The sequence below is a fragment of the Paracoccus sp. KKT209 genome (genome assembly GCF_055635455.1).
In genome coordinates, this window is record NZ_CM145758.1 from 2,983,580 (window position 1) to 2,997,338 (window position 13,759).

Annotated in this window: 15 protein-coding genes and 1 pseudogene; 5 read left to right on the forward strand and 11 right to left on the reverse strand. The window is 67.4% G+C overall.

Going from position 1 to position 13,759, the window contains the following annotated elements; genetic code table 11:
- Window positions 1-6: 6 nt before the first annotated feature.
- Entirely contained in the window at window positions 7-525 is a 519-nt protein-coding gene (locus ACZ2G3_RS14805; protein WP_204354477.1) for a MarR family winged helix-turn-helix transcriptional regulator, read from the reverse strand.
- Window positions 526-679: 154 nt separating this feature from the next.
- On the opposite strand from ACZ2G3_RS14805, the gene ACZ2G3_RS14810 reads away from it, so the two are divergent.
- The gene (locus tag ACZ2G3_RS14810) at window positions 680-1,549 is read left to right on the forward strand and encodes a branched-chain amino acid aminotransferase (RefSeq protein ID WP_419269381.1); all 870 of its coding nucleotides are present in this window, start codon (window positions 680-682) and stop codon (window positions 1,547-1,549) included.
- 55 nt (window positions 1,550-1,604) lie between these two features.
- Here ACZ2G3_RS14810 and ACZ2G3_RS14815 read toward each other — a convergent pair whose 3' ends face one another.
- The 10 genes and pseudogenes from ACZ2G3_RS14815 to ACZ2G3_RS14860 form a co-directional block, all read right to left on the reverse strand.
- On the reverse strand, window positions 1,605-1,793 hold the full coding sequence (locus ACZ2G3_RS14815) for a hypothetical protein (protein WP_470396767.1): 189 nt from the start codon (window positions 1,791-1,793) through the stop codon (window positions 1,605-1,607).
- 69 nt (window positions 1,794-1,862) lie between these two features.
- Complete coding sequence (locus ACZ2G3_RS14820; RefSeq protein ID WP_470396768.1) at window positions 1,863-2,327, reverse strand: PTS sugar transporter subunit IIA; 465 nt, start codon at window positions 2,325-2,327, stop codon at window positions 1,863-1,865.
- An 86-nt stretch (window positions 2,328-2,413) separates the two neighbouring features.
- Window positions 2,414-2,989 (reverse strand): ribosome hibernation-promoting factor, HPF/YfiA family, encoded by a 576-nt coding sequence (hpf, locus tag ACZ2G3_RS14825; RefSeq protein ID WP_419269387.1) that lies wholly within the window; start codon window positions 2,987-2,989, stop codon window positions 2,414-2,416.
- A 189-nt stretch (window positions 2,990-3,178) separates the two neighbouring features.
- Complete coding sequence (gene lptB / locus ACZ2G3_RS14830; protein WP_470396769.1) at window positions 3,179-3,928, reverse strand: LPS export ABC transporter ATP-binding protein; 750 nt, start codon at window positions 3,926-3,928, stop codon at window positions 3,179-3,181.
- A complete protein-coding gene (gene lptA, locus ACZ2G3_RS14835) occupies window positions 3,928-4,410 on the reverse strand; it encodes a lipopolysaccharide transport periplasmic protein LptA (protein ID WP_419269391.1) in 483 nt (160 codons plus the stop codon). Before lptA ends, lptB begins: the two co-directional genes overlap by 1 nt.
- A gap of 22 nt (window positions 4,411-4,432) precedes the next feature.
- Window positions 4,433-5,014: a hypothetical protein gene (locus tag ACZ2G3_RS14840; RefSeq protein WP_470396770.1), complete on the reverse strand. Its 582-nt coding sequence runs from the start codon at window positions 5,012-5,014 to the stop codon at window positions 4,433-4,435.
- A gap of 4 nt (window positions 5,015-5,018) precedes the next feature.
- Window positions 5,019-5,969, reverse strand: coding sequence for a KpsF/GutQ family sugar-phosphate isomerase (locus ACZ2G3_RS14845; RefSeq protein WP_470396771.1), 951 nt, complete (start codon window positions 5,967-5,969; stop codon window positions 5,019-5,021).
- Between the two features lie 39 nt (window positions 5,970-6,008).
- Window positions 6,009-6,623: a ribonuclease D gene (locus ACZ2G3_RS14850; RefSeq protein ID WP_419269397.1), complete on the reverse strand. Its 615-nt coding sequence runs from the start codon at window positions 6,621-6,623 to the stop codon at window positions 6,009-6,011.
- Between the two features lie 154 nt (window positions 6,624-6,777).
- Window positions 6,778-7,773 (reverse strand): annotated as a pseudogene (locus tag ACZ2G3_RS14855) (SDR family oxidoreductase).
- Window positions 7,774-7,863: 90 nt separating this feature from the next.
- Window positions 7,864-8,775, reverse strand: coding sequence for a LysR family transcriptional regulator (locus ACZ2G3_RS14860; RefSeq protein ID WP_470396772.1), 912 nt, complete (start codon window positions 8,773-8,775; stop codon window positions 7,864-7,866).
- 157 nt (window positions 8,776-8,932) lie between these two features.
- On the opposite strand from ACZ2G3_RS14860, the gene chvE reads away from it, so the two are divergent.
- The 4 genes from chvE to araD1 are packed head-to-tail and all read left to right on the forward strand — an operon-like array spanning window position 8,933 to window position 13,755.
- Complete coding sequence (chvE, locus tag ACZ2G3_RS14865) at window positions 8,933-9,988, forward strand: multiple monosaccharide ABC transporter substrate-binding protein (RefSeq protein WP_470396773.1); 1,056 nt, start codon at window positions 8,933-8,935, stop codon at window positions 9,986-9,988.
- Window positions 9,989-10,037: 49 nt separating this feature from the next.
- The gene (mmsA, locus tag ACZ2G3_RS14870; protein WP_419269403.1) at window positions 10,038-11,558 is read left to right on the forward strand and encodes a multiple monosaccharide ABC transporter ATP-binding protein; all 1,521 of its coding nucleotides are present in this window, start codon (window positions 10,038-10,040) and stop codon (window positions 11,556-11,558) included.
- Window positions 11,559-11,570: 12 nt separating this feature from the next.
- Window positions 11,571-12,758, forward strand: a complete 1,188-nt coding sequence (mmsB, locus tag ACZ2G3_RS14875; RefSeq protein WP_470396774.1) for a multiple monosaccharide ABC transporter permease — start codon at window positions 11,571-11,573, stop codon at window positions 12,756-12,758.
- Between the two features lies 1 nt (window position 12,759).
- Complete coding sequence (gene araD1 / locus ACZ2G3_RS14880) at window positions 12,760-13,755, forward strand: AraD1 family protein (RefSeq protein WP_470396775.1); 996 nt, start codon at window positions 12,760-12,762, stop codon at window positions 13,753-13,755.
- The last annotated feature ends 4 nt before the right edge of the window (window positions 13,756-13,759 follow it).

Consider the following 13,759-nt stretch of genomic DNA (forward strand, 5'->3'; position numbering starts at 1 on the left):
GGCGCCTCAGCGGTCGTCGGGAAGATCCTTCAGCGCCTGATACTGCGCCCGCGTCTCGGGGTCCATCATCGCTTCCAGCACCTGCCGAAACCCCGACACCGCCTGCGGCCCCACGCTGCGATAGGCCGCGCGCATCCGCGCCCGCTGCGCCTCGGACAGGCGGCGCTCCAGCTGGGTGCCGCTCTGCGTCAGGTACAGCTGCCGTTCGCGCCGGTCGCGCCGGCCGATGCGGCTGTCCACCAACCCATCGTCGATCAAGGTGCGCAGGACGCGGTTCAGGGACTGCTTGGTGACGCCCAGGACGGCCAGCAGCGAGGTCACCGTCAGCCCCGGGTCGCGGTTGATGAAATGCAGCGCGCGATGATGGGCGCGGCCATAATCCATGTCCCCCAGGATCATGTCGGGATCGGCGGTGAAGGCGCGATAGGCAAAGAACATCGCCTCGATCCCCCGGCGCAGCTGGTCATCGGTCAGGAACAGCAGATCCTCGCCCACCATCGCCTGAATCCGCGCCTTGTCCTGCATCCCGGTCCTCGACTTTCCCTGCCGCCGGATATGGCAGCGATGTTGACTTTCTAACCCTCGATTGCTAGCCGTCAAGCATCTTGCGTAACAAATGTGCCAAATCTGCCCTGACAGACGCAAGAATCGCAAAAACGGGCGGCGGATGGAGAAAGACATGACGGCGGCTTACGACGATCGCGACGGCAAGATCTGGATGGACGGGGAGCTTGTGGACTGGCGCGACGCCAAGGTGCACATCCTGACGCATGCGCTGCACTATGCCAGCTCGGTGTTCGAGGGCGAGCGCTGCTACAACGGCAAGATCTTCAAGAGCCACGAGCATTCGCTGCGCCTGATCGAATCGGGCCGCCTGCTGGACATGCCGATCCCCTATTCCGCCGAGGAGATCGACGCCGCCAAGGAGGCCACGCTGAAGGCCAACGGCTTCGAGAATGCCTATGTGCGCGTCGTGGCATGGCGGGGGTCGGGCCCGGACATGGGCGTTTCGGCCGCGCGCAACCCGGTCCGCATGGCGGTCTGCGCCTGGGAATGGGGCAGCTATTACGGCGATGCGAAATGGCAGGGCGCCAAGCTGGACGTCGCCAAGTGGAAGCGTCCCAGCCCGGAAACCATCCCGACCGCCGCGAAGGCCGCCGGCCTCTACATGATCTGCACCATGTCCAAGCACGCCGCCGAGGCCAAGGGATGCTCGGACGCGCTGTTCATGGACTGGGAGGGCTACGTGGCCGAGGCGACCGGCGCCAACATCTTCTTCGTCAAGGACGGAGAGATCCACACGCCCCTGGCCGACCGCTTTCTGAACGGCATCACGCGCCAGACCATCATCCAGATGCTGAAGGACAAGGGGCTGACCGTCCATGAACGCCGCATCCGCCCCGAGGAGCTGGAGGGCTTTCAGGAATGCTGGCTGACCGGCACCGCGGCCGAGGTGACCCCAGTGGGCCAGATCGGCGACTGGCATTTCCAGGTGGGCCAGATCACCCGCGACGTGGCCGAAAGCTACGAGGCACTGGTCCGCGCCTGAGCGTCCTTTCCGGACATGCGAAGGGCCGCCCCGCCGGGCGGCCCTTTTTCATGCCTCAGGCCAGCTTGCCGCGCGCGATGCGGGCATATTCGGCGGCCTTGCGGCTGTCCTCGGAGCGGGTCTGGGGCCGGGAATGCAGGCTGCGGATGGCCTCGTGCAGCCCCTCGGCCCGCTCCTGCCGCAGAAAGGCGCGCAGGCGGGCGGCGCCACGGGTCCGGGGTTGGTCGGCGAGATGTCTGCTCATAATGGCCCTCCTCTGGTTCAGAACGCAGAGTATAGGCCCGATTCGGTCTTTTTCAAAACCTTTGGGGGATCAGGCCGCCTTGATCCCCTGCGCGGCCGACAGGACCGCATGCAGCGCCACCGGATCGTCATTGGCCCGCAGCTTGGCCCGCAGGTCCTGGTCGCGCAGCGTGCGCGACACGAGCGCCAGGGCCTTGAGGTGGTCGACCCCGCTGGTTTCGGGCGCCAGCAGCGCGAAGACCAGGTCCACCGGCTGGCGGTCGACCGCGTCGAAGTCCAGGGGCTTGTCCAGGCGCAGGAACAGGCCCGCGACCTGGTCCAGCCCATGCAGCCGCGCATGCGGCAGCGCCACGCCCTGCCCCACACCCGTCGGGCCCAGGCTTTCGCGTTCCTGCAGCGCGTCCAGCACCTCGGAGGCGTTCAGCCCGTATTCCGCATGTGCCAGTTCGGCCAGTTCCTGAAACAGCCGTTTTTTCGAAGTGACCTGCCCCAGGGAACGCACGGCCCCGGGCTTGAGGATTTCACTCAGTTGCATTTCCGTCGAGTCTTTCCCAAGCTGTCCGCCCCCGGACAGGATCGTCGGGGGCGGCACCGAAAGCCAGGCGTCATGCGCGAAGGGCGTCAGCCGTTTCCGCGCGGATCGATCCAGCCCACATTGCCGTCATCACGGCGATGGACGACGTTGACGCCGCCATGTTTCTCGTTGCGGAACACCAGCAGCGGCGTTCCCGACAGTTCCATCTGCATCACCGCATCGCCGACCGACAGGGTGGGCACACGGCTTTCCATTTCGGCGATGATGATGGGCTGGAGGCCACTGCCGTCCGATTCCCATTCATCCTCATCGGCGGCCAGCACATAGCTGCCGGCCTCGCCAAAGACAACGGGCTGCGGGTTGCCGCTGTGGTGATCCTTCAGGCGGCGCTTGTAGCGGCGCAGCTGCTTGTCCATCTTTTCGCGGCAGGCCTCGAAGGCGGCATAGACCTCGGTCGCGGCGCCGCGGGCCTGCACGGTCAGGCCCGTCGACAGATGCACCACCGCATCGCATGTGAACTGGTGGGCGTCCTTCGAAAAGGTGACCGTCGCGTCGGTCGGGCGCTGCGAATACTTTTCGATCGTCTCTCCCAGTTCGGACTGGACATGCGTGCTGAGCGCATCCCCGACATCGATGTGTTTTCCGCTGATGGTGTAGCGCATCGTCTTTCCTCTTCGGTTGCCCGTTTCAGCTGCGCCGGCCCGTTCAGGCGCCGGCGAAGGCGGAAACGGGGGTGGCGGGGCACGGAAGTGCCGCACCCGCGTCTTTCAATTTGGTGACAGCCGGGCGGATCTGTCAACGGGGGCGCGGCCGGTTTGTCGGGAATTCGCCGGGACGATCGGCCGCGGCCCTCAGGCCATCCGAAAGCTGTCGCCCAGGTAAACCTCGCGCACCTTGGGGTCGGCGACGATCTGCTCGGTCGTGCCCGACATCAGCACATGCCCGTCATGCAGGATATAGGCGCGGTCGACGATTCCCAGGGTCTCGCGCACGTTGTGGTCGGTGATCAGCACGCCGATGCCGCGCGACTTCAGCGCATGGACCAGGGTGCGGATCTCTCCGACTGCGATGGGATCGACGCCCGCGAAGGGCTCGTCCAGCAGCAGGAAGCTGGGGTCCGAGGCCAGGCAGCGCGCGATCTCGGCCCGCCGGCGTTCGCCCCCCGACAGGGCCAGGGCGGGCGCGCCGCGCAGATGGGTGATCGAGAAATCCCCCAGCAGCTCCTCCAGCCGGTCGCGCCTGTGGCGGGGATCGTCCAGCGTCACCTCCAGCACGGCCATGATGTTCTGTTCCACCGTCAGGCCGCGAAAGATCGACATCTCCTGCGGCAGATAGCCGATGCCCATGCGCGCGCGGCGGAACATCGGCAGGCGGGTGGCATCTTGGCCGTCGATCAGCACCTGTCCCGCATCGGGCGTCACCAGCCCCGCGATGCAGTAGAAGCAGGTCGTCTTGCCCGAGCCGTTCGGCCCCAGCAGCGCCACGACCTCGCCGCGCCGCAGATCGACCGAGACGTCGCGGATCACGGGGCGGTTGCGATAGGACTTGCGCAGGCCGCGCACGTCCAGCCCGTCACCTTGGGTTGCCCGGCTGCGGCGCATCAGTTGCCGCCGGGCTGCAGGACCGACCGCACGCGCCCCTGCACCTGGGCCGCGCCGGTTGCCAGGTCCACCGTCATCCGGTCGCCAGACAGGACGTTCTGGCCCTGGCTCAGCAGCACGTCGCCGGTCAGCAGCACCGTCCCCGCCTCGACGTCATAGACCGCCTGCTGCGCCTCGGCCGCGTCCGGGCCAGACACCAGCGTCACGTTGCCGGTGGCGGTCAGCGAGCTGATCCGCTGCTGGTCGCCCGTCGCATACTGGACCGAAACCTCGTCCGCGGACAGGCGCATCTCGCCCTGACCGATGACCACGTTGCCTGCAAAGAGCGCGCTGCCGTCGGACTGGTTCACCGTCAGGTTGTCGGCCGCCACCTCGACCGGGGCCGAGACATCCGCCCGCATGCCCCCAAAGGTCGTCTGCGCCATCGCGGGAAGGGTGGCGGGCGCCGCAAGGGCAAGGGCGATCAGCAGGGGGCGAAGCATCTTGGGGTCCTTTGATCGGGGCTCAGGGCCGGTATATCAGACGCACGCCGTCCGAGAAATTCAAGATCGCGGGGGAATCGTCGCCCGGAACGTCGGGGTCCGGCGCCAGGCGCATGCGCCCGGCCTCGATCTGCCCGAAGGGAGCCTCGGCCCGGACGCCGCGATCCGCCGTGATGACGGCGGCGGCGGTTTCGGCCTCGATCCGCTCGGCCTCGACCTCCCAGCCCGAGGAGGTGGTCATCACAACCCCGCCCTCCAGCCTGATGCGGCCATCGGCCAGCCCGCCCGCCGGCGCGGTCAGGCCCGCCGTCAGCCCGTCGGGCCGCCGCCAGTCCAGCTGCAGGTCCCGCGCCGCGCCGCCCGCCCCGTCCGGCGATGCCTGTGCGGCCCGCAGCGCCAGCTGCGCGCCATCGCGGGTGACGGCGGAATATTCCGGCGCCACGATCCGACCCTCGCGCGCGGCTGCCTCGGCATCGACCTCGGCGTAGGGAATGCGCGATTCGGTGTCGGACTGGCGCGAGAACAGGAACATCGTCGACAGCATCGCCAACGCCGCCAGCGGCATCAGCACCCGAAGCCAGCGGACGACGCGCGTGCGGTTCATGGCCTCAGACCAGCCCCGCGCGCAGGCAGTCGTGGATGTGCAGGATGCCGCAGGGGCGCCCCTCGTCGACTGCGAACAGGCAGGTGATCTTGCTGTCCTGCATCTGCGCCAGCGCCGCCTCGGCTAGCGCGCCCGGCGCGATGGTGCGCGGCGCGGGCGTCATGACGGCGGCCGCATCCAGATCCAGCAGCCCCTGCATATGCCGTCGGAGGTCGCCGTCGGTGATGATCCCCACCAGCGCACCGTTGCCGTCGGTGACGCCCGTGACGCCATAGCCCTTGCGGCTGATCACCAGCAATGCCTCGGTCATGGGCGCATCAAGGGCCACCAGCGGCATGTCCTTGTGCATCAGGTCGCCGACCTTGGCCAGCAGCGCCCCCAGCTTGCCGCCCGGATGAAACGTGCGGAAATGTTCGGGCGTGAACTGGCGATGCTCCATCAGCGCGATGGCCAGCGCGTCGCCCAGGGCCAGCGTCATCGTGGTCGAGGTCGTAGGCACGATGCCGTTGCCGCAGGCCTCCTGCGCGGCGGGCAGGATCAGGCCCAGGTCCGCCTGACGGATCAGGGTCGAGCCGGGCCGCGCCGCGACCCCGATCAGCGGGATGGAGAACCGCCGGGTGTGGGCGATCAGATCGGCCAGCTCGGGCGTCTCGCCGCTGTTGGACAGGACCAGCGCCAGGTCGGATTCGGTCACCATGCCCAGGTCGCCATGGCTGGCCTCGGCGGGGTGGACGAATTGCGCCGGCGTGCCGGTGGATGCCAGCGTGGCCGCAATCTTGCGCCCGACATGGCCCGACTTGCCCATGCCCGACACGATCACCCGCCCCCGGACCGCCAGGATCATTTCGACCGCGCGGGAAAATTCATCGCCCAAGCCCGCGGACAGGGCTTCCAAGCCTGCGATCTCGACCCCGATGACCCGTTGCGCCGTCTCGATGTAGTCCGCCACGCCCATCCCCTCTCCTTTGCCAAATATCCTCCAGACTAAACGACGTCAGTGCCGGAAGATGTCGTTCTCGTCGCCCCAGCCCAGCAGGTCCAGATGGGCGCGGGCGGGCAGGAAATCAAAACAGGCCTGCGCCAGCCCAAGGCGGTTTTCACGCTTGAGCCGCGCCTCCAGCGCCTCCTTCAGCTTGTGCAGGTGCAGCACGTCGGATGCGGCATATTCCAGCTGGGCATCCGTCAGGTCGGCCGCGCCCCAGTCGCTGGTCTGCTGCTGCTTGCTGACATCGACGCCGACCAGTTCGTTCAGCAGGTATTTCAGGCCATGCCGGTCGGTGAAGGTGCGCACCAGCTTGGAGGCGATCTTGGTGCACCAGACCGGCGCCGTGACAACGCCAAAGGCGTTTTCCAGCGCGGCCACGTCAAAGCGGGCGAAGTGGAACAGCTTCAGCACCTTGGGATCGGTCAGCAGCCGTGTCAGGTTCGGGGCCTCGGTCTGGCCGCGGTCGATCTGGACCAGATGCGCCTCTCCGTCGCCCGACGACAGTTGCACCAGGCACAGCCGGTCGCGGCGCGGATCAAGGCCCATCGTCTCGGTGTCGATGGCGACGACCGGGCCAAGCACCAGGTCATCGGGAAGGTCGTTGGGGTACAAATGGATGCTCATCGCCTGTCCTGCTCTGGAACGCTGCGCGCGCAGCGGGGTCAGCCTCTCTGGCGCCTCTCTGACCAGAAACCGGGCCGCCGATCCAGCGAAAATCGCAGGCCGCGTCCCGCTGGCGGAGGGGCGCCTGCGGGACGGGTTTCGGAAACGCCGCGCGTCAGTCGCGCCGGTTGCGTCCGCTGCCGGCCGCCAGCAGGGCCAGCGCCCCGCCTGCCACAAGCGCGCCCGCCACAAGGGCCGTCGCCCGCTGCGGCCCGGACCGCAGGCCGCCGTCCACACCACCGGGATTGGGAGGCGGCGCGAACAGGTTGCCGCGGGTCCGGGTCACACGTTCGGCGCGACGGAAGTAGCCGCGCAGGAAGGCGCCCATCGCGTGGCTGGTCATCTGGGGCGAGACGGCATGCGCCAGCCGCACCAGGGCGGTCGGAACGCCGACCATCGTCGTCGGGCGGGGGCGCCGCGACAGGCGCACGATGCGCGCGGCGACATGGCGAGGGTCCAGCAAGGGCGGCGGCGCGCTGAGGCGGCGCCCGACATAGTTCGCCCCGTGGGAGATGCCGGGCGTGTCCACAAAGCTGGGATAGATGTCGCAAATGTGGATGCCGGTATGGGGCGTCAGCTCGCCCCGCAGCGCCTCGGCAAAGCCGCGCAGGCCGAACTTGCTGGCGCTGTAGGCGGCTGCATAGGGCGCCGCCGCAAAGCCGCCGAGCGAGATCACGTTGACGAAGACGCCCCGCTCCTGCTGCAGGAAGACCGGCAGCACCGCCAGCGCATCATTCATGTGGCCGACCAGGTTGGTCCTGATGATGCGCTCGTGCACTTCGGGCGGGACCTCATGAAAGGCCCCCACCGCGCCGACGCCGGCATTGCTGACTCAGGTGTCGATGCGCCCGCCAAAGGCCAGCGCGCTGACCGCCAGGTCGCGCAGCTGCGCGAATTCCGTAACATCGGCGCGCTGCGTCATCACCTCCGCCCCGTAGCCTCGGCAGACCTCCGCCACCTCTTCCAATGTCTCGGCATCGCGCGACGCCAGCACCAGCTTGGCGCCGGTCTTGGCAAAGGCCTCGGCCGTGGCACGGCCGATCCCGCTGGAGGCGCCCGAGACAACCACGACTTGCGACGATGGGCGGTTTGGGGACTGTCCCGTGTTCATCTGTCGGTCCTTTCACAGCTTGTTCGCGAACTGAACCGGCCGGGCATTCGATTGTTCCCGCCCCTCCCCCTGCGGCAAGGTGCCGCCGACCTAGCCCATCAGCGACTTGGCGATGACCTTTTCGCGCAGCTTCTCGGCCAGGGGCGAGGCCGGGCGGCGGCGCAGGCTGAGCAGGTAATAGGGCGGCACGCAGATCTGGCGGGCGATATCCAGGCAGGTGAAGTTCGCGCTGACGGGCGGCCGCGTCAGCAGTTGCGCCACCTCGGCCGAGAGGGGGGCCACCGCATCGCTCTGCGACAGGTACGAGATGGTGAACAGCAGCGACGGGCTGTTGACCACGTTGCGCGGCTCGGACAGGCCCTGGGCGGCAAAGGCGTCCAGCGTCGCCTCGCGGATGGGCGCGCCCCTTTGCTGCATCACCCATTCCTGCTCCAGAAGCTCGGTCAGCTCGACCCTGCGGTCGCGGTCCAGCGGATGGCCGGCCCTGACGCAGAAGGTCACCTTCTCGTCCCGCATCGGCTGGATCAGGAACTCGCGCGCGTCGAATTCCGGCAGGATGCGGGCCAGGACAAAGTCCATGTCCCCCGCGACCAGGTGGCTCAGCAGCTCGCGCGAGGGCATCACGTCGACCGTCACATCGGCGTCCGGGGCCTGCTCCTTGACCTCGCGGATGGCGGCGACCAGGTAATCGACCGCAGGCCCCGTCACCGCCCCCACATGCACCGATCCCGCGTATCCGGTGCTCAGCGCGCGGACATCGGTCGCCATGCCCTGCATCTCGCGCAGGATGACGGCCGCGCGGCGCAGGACGTTCTGCCCGATCTCGGTCGGGGCCATCCCCTTGGGCTGGCGAAGGAACAGCGGCACGCCCAGCTGCCGCTCGGTCTCGGCCAGCATGCGCGATGCGGCAGGCTGGGTCATCCCGCAGGCCTGCGCCGCCTGCTGCAACTGGCCGCTTTCGGCGATCTCGAAGATCAGCCGCAGCTGGGCGGGCTTCAGCATCAGTCGTGAAGGAGGTGGCGTCATATAGCATCCGGTATGCAGCTGAAAGATTATGTCATTTTACCATCATGTCGCGACATTGCTATGGTCATGCCGTGCCCCGAGGAGAGGGCATGGGAAAAAATGTGGCGGCCGGATCCGCCACGGGGGAGGATGCATGAAGATCAGAACCGCCGCGGTCGCGCTGGCGATCGGAGTGTCGTGGCTGGCCACCGGCGCCATGGCCGAAACCGTGGGCATCTCGATGCCCACGAAGTCGTCGGCCCGCTGGATCGATGACGGCAACAACATGGTCAAGCAGTTCCAGGACGCGGGCTACGAGACCGACCTGCAATATGCCGAGGACGACATCCCCAACCAGCTTGCCCAGGTCGAGAACATGATCACCAAGGGCGTCGACGTCCTGGTGATCGCGGCCATCGACGGCACCACGCTGTCGAACGCCCTGGCCAATGCCAAGGCCGCCGACATCAAGGTGATCGCCTATGACCGCCTGATCCGCGATACGCCCGATGTCGATTATTATGCCACCTTCGACAACTTCAAGGTGGGCGTCGAGCAGGCCAATTCGCTGGTCGCCGGCCTCAAGGAGCGTTTCCCGGACCAGAAGCCGTGGAATGTCGAGCTGTTCGGCGGCAGCCCCGACGACAACAACGCCTATTTCTTCTACGACGGCGCCATGTCGGTGCTGCAGCCGATGATCGATGCGGGCGAGATCGCCGTCATGTCCGGCCAGACCGGCATGGACAAGGTCGGCACGCTGCGGTGGGACGGCGCGGTGGCGCAGTCGCGGATGGATAACCTGCTGTCGGCCAACTACACCGACGCGCAGGTGCATGGCGTTCTGTCGCCCTATGACGGGCTGTCGATCGGCATCCTGTCCTCGCTCAAGGGCGTCGGCTATGGCTCGGGCGACATGGCGATGCCCATCGTCACCGGCCAGGACGCCGAGGTGCAGTCGGTCAAGTCGATCCTGAACGACGAACAGTATTCGACGGTCTTCAAGGACACGCGCGAACTGGCCCGCGTCACCGTCGGCATGGTCGAGGCGATGCTGGAGGGCAACGAGCCCGAGGTCAACGACACCGAGACCTATGACAACGGCGTCAAGGTCGTGCCCTCCTATCTGCTGGAGCCGGTGCCGGTCGACAAGTCGAACTGGGAAAAGGTGCTGGTCGAGTCGGGCTATTACAGCGCCGACCAGATCCAGTGACGCAGCGGGCCGCCCCCGTCGCGGGGGCGGCCCCAGCAAGGAACAGCACATGACCGCGCTTCTTGAAATGCGCCGCATCAGCAAACGCTTTCCGGGCGTCAAGGCGCTGGACGATGTCAGCCTGTCGGTCCGCGAGGGCGAGATCCACGCCATCTGCGGCGAGAACGGCGCCGGCAAATCGACCCTGATGAAGGTGCTGTCCGGCGTCTATCCGACCGGCAGCTATGACGGCCAGATCGTCTTTGACGGCGAGGTCGCCGATTTCCGCACCATCCGCGACAGCGAGGCGCAGGGCATCATCATCATCCACCAGGAGCTGGCCCTGGTGCCGCTGCTGACCGTGGCCGAGAACATCTTCCTGGGCAACGAACGTGCCACCCGCGGCGTGATCGACTGGCCCGAGACCTTTCGCCAGACCGAGGCGCTGCTGGCCAAGGTCGGCCTGCGCGAACCGCCGGGCACCCGCGTCGAAAGCCTGGGCGTCGGCCAGCAGCAGCTGGTCGAGATCGCCAAGGCGCTGTCCAAGAACGTGCGCCTGCTGATCCTGGACGAACCCACCGCCGCACTTTCGGAACGCGACAGCCAGGCACTGCTGGACCTGCTGCTGGAGCTGAAGACGCAGGGCGTCACCTCGATCATCATCAGCCACAAGCTGAACGAGGTGCGCCGCATCGCCGACAGCGTCACGGTCATCCGCGACGGGGCGACGATCTCGACCATCGATGCGCGCGGGGGCGAGCTGACCGAGGACCGCATCGTGCGCGACATGGTCGGCCGCGACATGGCCCACCGCTATCCCGAACGCGACCGTCAGGCCGGCGACACCGTCTTCGAGTTGCGCGACTGGAACGTCTGGCATCCCGAACAGCGTGACCGCCAGATGATCCGCAACCTGTCGATGACGGCCCGCGCCGGAGAGGTCGTGGGCATCGCGGGCCTGATGGGCGCCGGCCGGACCGAGCTGGCGATGAGCATCTTCGGCCGCAGCTACGGGCGCGACATTTCAGGGCAGGTGCTGATGCACGGGCGGCCGGTCGATGTCTCGACCGTGGACCGGGCCATCAAGGCCGGGCTGGCCTATGTGACCGAGGACCGCAAGTCCCTGGGCCTGATCCTGGACGAGACGATCCGCCGCAACACGGTGCTGGCCAACCTGGACGCCGTGGCCACCCGCGGCGTCGTCGACGACAACCGCGAGACCGAGGTGGCCGAGACCTATCGCCGCGCGATGCGCATCCGCACGCCCTCGGTCTTTCAGAAGGTGGTGAACCTGTCGGGCGGGAACCAGCAGAAGGTGGTCCTGTCGAAATGGCTGTTCACCGAACCCGAGCTGCTGATCCTGGACGAGCCGACGCGCGGCATCGATGTCGGCGCGAAATATGAAATCTACAACATCATCAACGACCTCAGCGCCGCCGGCAAGGCGGTCATCATGATCTCGTCCGAGATGCCCGAGCTGCTGGGCATGTGCGACCGGATCTATGTGATGAACGAAGGCCGCTTCGTGGGCGAACTGGCCGGTGACGCCGCCAGCCAGCAAGCGATCATGTCGCTGATCGTCAGGGAATAGGGAAAGACGCGGATGGAACATACCGACCACGCGCCGGCCACCGGCATCGGCGCCTATTTTGCCAAGCACATCCGCGAATACGGGCTGCTGTTCGCGCTGATCGCCATCATGGCGTTCTTCCAGATCGTGACCGGCGGCGTGCTGCTGAAGCCGGTGAACATCACCAACCTGTTCCTGCAGAACAGCTATATCATCATCATGGCCCTGGGGATGCTGCTGGTCATCGTCAGCGGCCATATCGACCTGTCGGTGGGGTCGGTCATGGGCTTCATCGGCGCGCTGGCGGCGGTGATGATCGTCAGCTGGGGAATGCCCGTTTGGTTGGCGGGCGCCGCCTGCCTGGTGGCGGGCATCGCCATCGGCGCGGTGCAGGGATATTTCGTCGCCTACTGGAAGATCCCCTCGTTCATCGTGACGCTGGCGGGGATGCTGGTCTTTCGCGGGCTGTCGCTGTGGCTGCTGGCCGGCCAGTCGATCGGGCCCTTTCCGAACAGCTTTCAGCTGCTGTCCACCGGCTTCATTCCCGATCTGTTCGGCATCGGCCGCCCGAACGGCGTGGCACTGGCGGTGGGGGTGGTCGCCGCCCTGCTGATCGTCTGGCAGGGCATGCGCACCCGCGCCCGCAACGCCCGCTACGGGATCGAGGACGAGCCCTTCGGCCTCTTTGTCCTGCGCAACGCCATCGTCGCCGCGGCGCTGCTGTTCGTGACCTGGAAGCTGGCCTGGTTCCGCGGCCTGCCGAACGTGCTGCTGTCGATGGTGATCCTGACCGTCGTCTATGTCTTCCTGACCGAGCGCACGACCATCGGCCGCCGCGTCTATGCGGTCGGCGGCAACGCCAAGGCCGCCAAGCTGTCGGGCATCCGGACCGAACGCCTGACCTTCCTTGTCTTCGTCAACATGGGCCTGCTGGCGGCCCTGGCGGGCCTGATCTTCGCGGCCCGCCTGAACACCGCCACCCCCAAGGCCGGATTCGCGGTCGAATTGGACGTGATCGCCGCGGTCTTCATCGGCGGGGCGTCGATGTCGGGGGGCGTGGGCCGGATCGTGGGCGCCGTCGTCGGGGCCTTCATCATGGGGGTGATGAACAACGGCATGTCGATCATGGGCATCGGCATCGATTACCAGCAGGTCATCAAGGGCCTGGTGCTGTTGGCCGCCGTCGTCTTCGACGTCTACAACAAGAACCGGGAGGCCTGAGATGTGGCTTTCGCAGCTGACGCTTGAGGACGGGACGCGTGGCGTTGCGGTGCGGGGCGATGATGGGGCGCATCTGGTGCGGGGGGTGTCCTCGACGCGGGATCTGGCGCTGGCGGCGCATGCGGCGGGGCGCGGGCTGGGGGCCGAGATCGAGGCGCGGGGCCGGGGCGCGGCGGTCGACCTGGTCGCGGCGCTGGAGGCGGGTCGGCTGCTTGTGCCGCTGGATCATCCCGACCCGGCGCATCTGCACCTGACGGGCACCGGGCTGACGCATCTGGGTTCGGCCGCGACGCGCGACGCGATGCACCAGGGCGCGGCCGAGAGCCTGGCCGAGAACGTGACCGACAGCATGAGGATGTTCCGCATGGGGCTGGAGGGCGGCAAGCCCGCGGCCGGCATCGGCGCGCAGCCGGAATGGTTCTACAAGGGCAACGGTCATGCCGCGGTCGCGCCGGGGGGGCCGCTGGTCTCGCCCGGCTTTGCCGAGGATGCGGGCGAGGAGCCCGAGATCGCGGGCCTTTACGTGATCGCCCCGGACGGGCGGCCGCTGCGGGTGGGCTTTGCCCTGGCCAACGAGTTCTCGGACCACGTGACCGAGCGCGGCAACTATCTGTGGCTGGCGCATTCCAAGCTGCGCCCGGCCAGCTTCGGCCCCGAACTGCGGGTGGGCGAACTGCCCGCGCATCTTGAGGGCACCAGCAGCCTGGTCCGCGACGGCGCCACGGTCTGGCAAAAGCCCTTCCTGTCGGGAGAGGCGAACATGTCCCACAGCCTGGCGAACCTGGAGCACCACCACTTCAAGTACGACCTGTTCCGCCAGCCGGGCGACGTGCATGTGCATTTCTTCGGCACCGCCACGCTGTCATTCGCCGACGGGATCACCGCGCGGGCGGGCGACATCTTCCGGATCGAATGCCCCGATTTCGGCCTGCCGCTGCAGAACCCGCTTTTGCAACATGATGCCGACCCGACCCCGGTCGCGGTCGCCGCCCTCTGAGGTC

What these genes read in the sequence shown, in the direction of transcription:
- mmsB (WP_470396774.1), top strand. Translation starts at nt 11,571, where the DNA reads ATGGAACATACCGACCACGCGCCGGCCACCGGCATCGGCGCCTATTTT.
- araD1 (WP_470396775.1), top strand. Translation starts at nt 12,760, where the DNA reads ATGTGGCTTTCGCAGCTGACGCTTGAGGACGGGACGCGTGGCGTTGCG.
- ACZ2G3_RS14840 (WP_470396770.1), bottom strand. Translation starts at nt 5,014, where the DNA reads ATGAACCGCACGCGCGTCGTCCGCTGGCTTCGGGTGCTGATGCCGCTG.
- lptA (WP_419269391.1), bottom strand. Translation starts at nt 4,410, where the DNA reads ATGCTTCGCCCCCTGCTGATCGCCCTTGCCCTTGCGGCGCCCGCCACC.
- ACZ2G3_RS14810 (WP_419269381.1), top strand. Translation starts at nt 680, where the DNA reads ATGACGGCGGCTTACGACGATCGCGACGGCAAGATCTGGATGGACGGG.
- ACZ2G3_RS14850 (WP_419269397.1), bottom strand. Translation starts at nt 6,623, where the DNA reads ATGAGCATCCATTTGTACCCCAACGACCTTCCCGATGACCTGGTGCTT.
- ACZ2G3_RS14845 (WP_470396771.1), bottom strand. Translation starts at nt 5,969, where the DNA reads ATGGGCGTGGCGGACTACATCGAGACGGCGCAACGGGTCATCGGGGTC.
- ACZ2G3_RS14860 (WP_470396772.1), bottom strand. Translation starts at nt 8,775, where the DNA reads ATGCTGAAGCCCGCCCAGCTGCGGCTGATCTTCGAGATCGCCGAAAGC.
- ACZ2G3_RS14805 (WP_204354477.1), bottom strand. Translation starts at nt 525, where the DNA reads ATGCAGGACAAGGCGCGGATTCAGGCGATGGTGGGCGAGGATCTGCTG.
- lptB (WP_470396769.1), bottom strand. Translation starts at nt 3,928, where the DNA reads ATGCGCCGCAGCCGGGCAACCCAAGGTGACGGGCTGGACGTGCGCGGC.
- mmsA (WP_419269403.1), top strand. Translation starts at nt 10,038, where the DNA reads ATGACCGCGCTTCTTGAAATGCGCCGCATCAGCAAACGCTTTCCGGGC.
- ACZ2G3_RS14820 (WP_470396768.1), bottom strand. Translation starts at nt 2,327, where the DNA reads ATGCAACTGAGTGAAATCCTCAAGCCCGGGGCCGTGCGTTCCCTGGGG.
- chvE (WP_470396773.1), top strand. Translation starts at nt 8,933, where the DNA reads ATGAAGATCAGAACCGCCGCGGTCGCGCTGGCGATCGGAGTGTCGTGG.
- hpf (WP_419269387.1), bottom strand. Translation starts at nt 2,989, where the DNA reads ATGCGCTACACCATCAGCGGAAAACACATCGATGTCGGGGATGCGCTC.
- ACZ2G3_RS14815 (WP_470396767.1), bottom strand. Translation starts at nt 1,793, where the DNA reads ATGAGCAGACATCTCGCCGACCAACCCCGGACCCGTGGCGCCGCCCGC.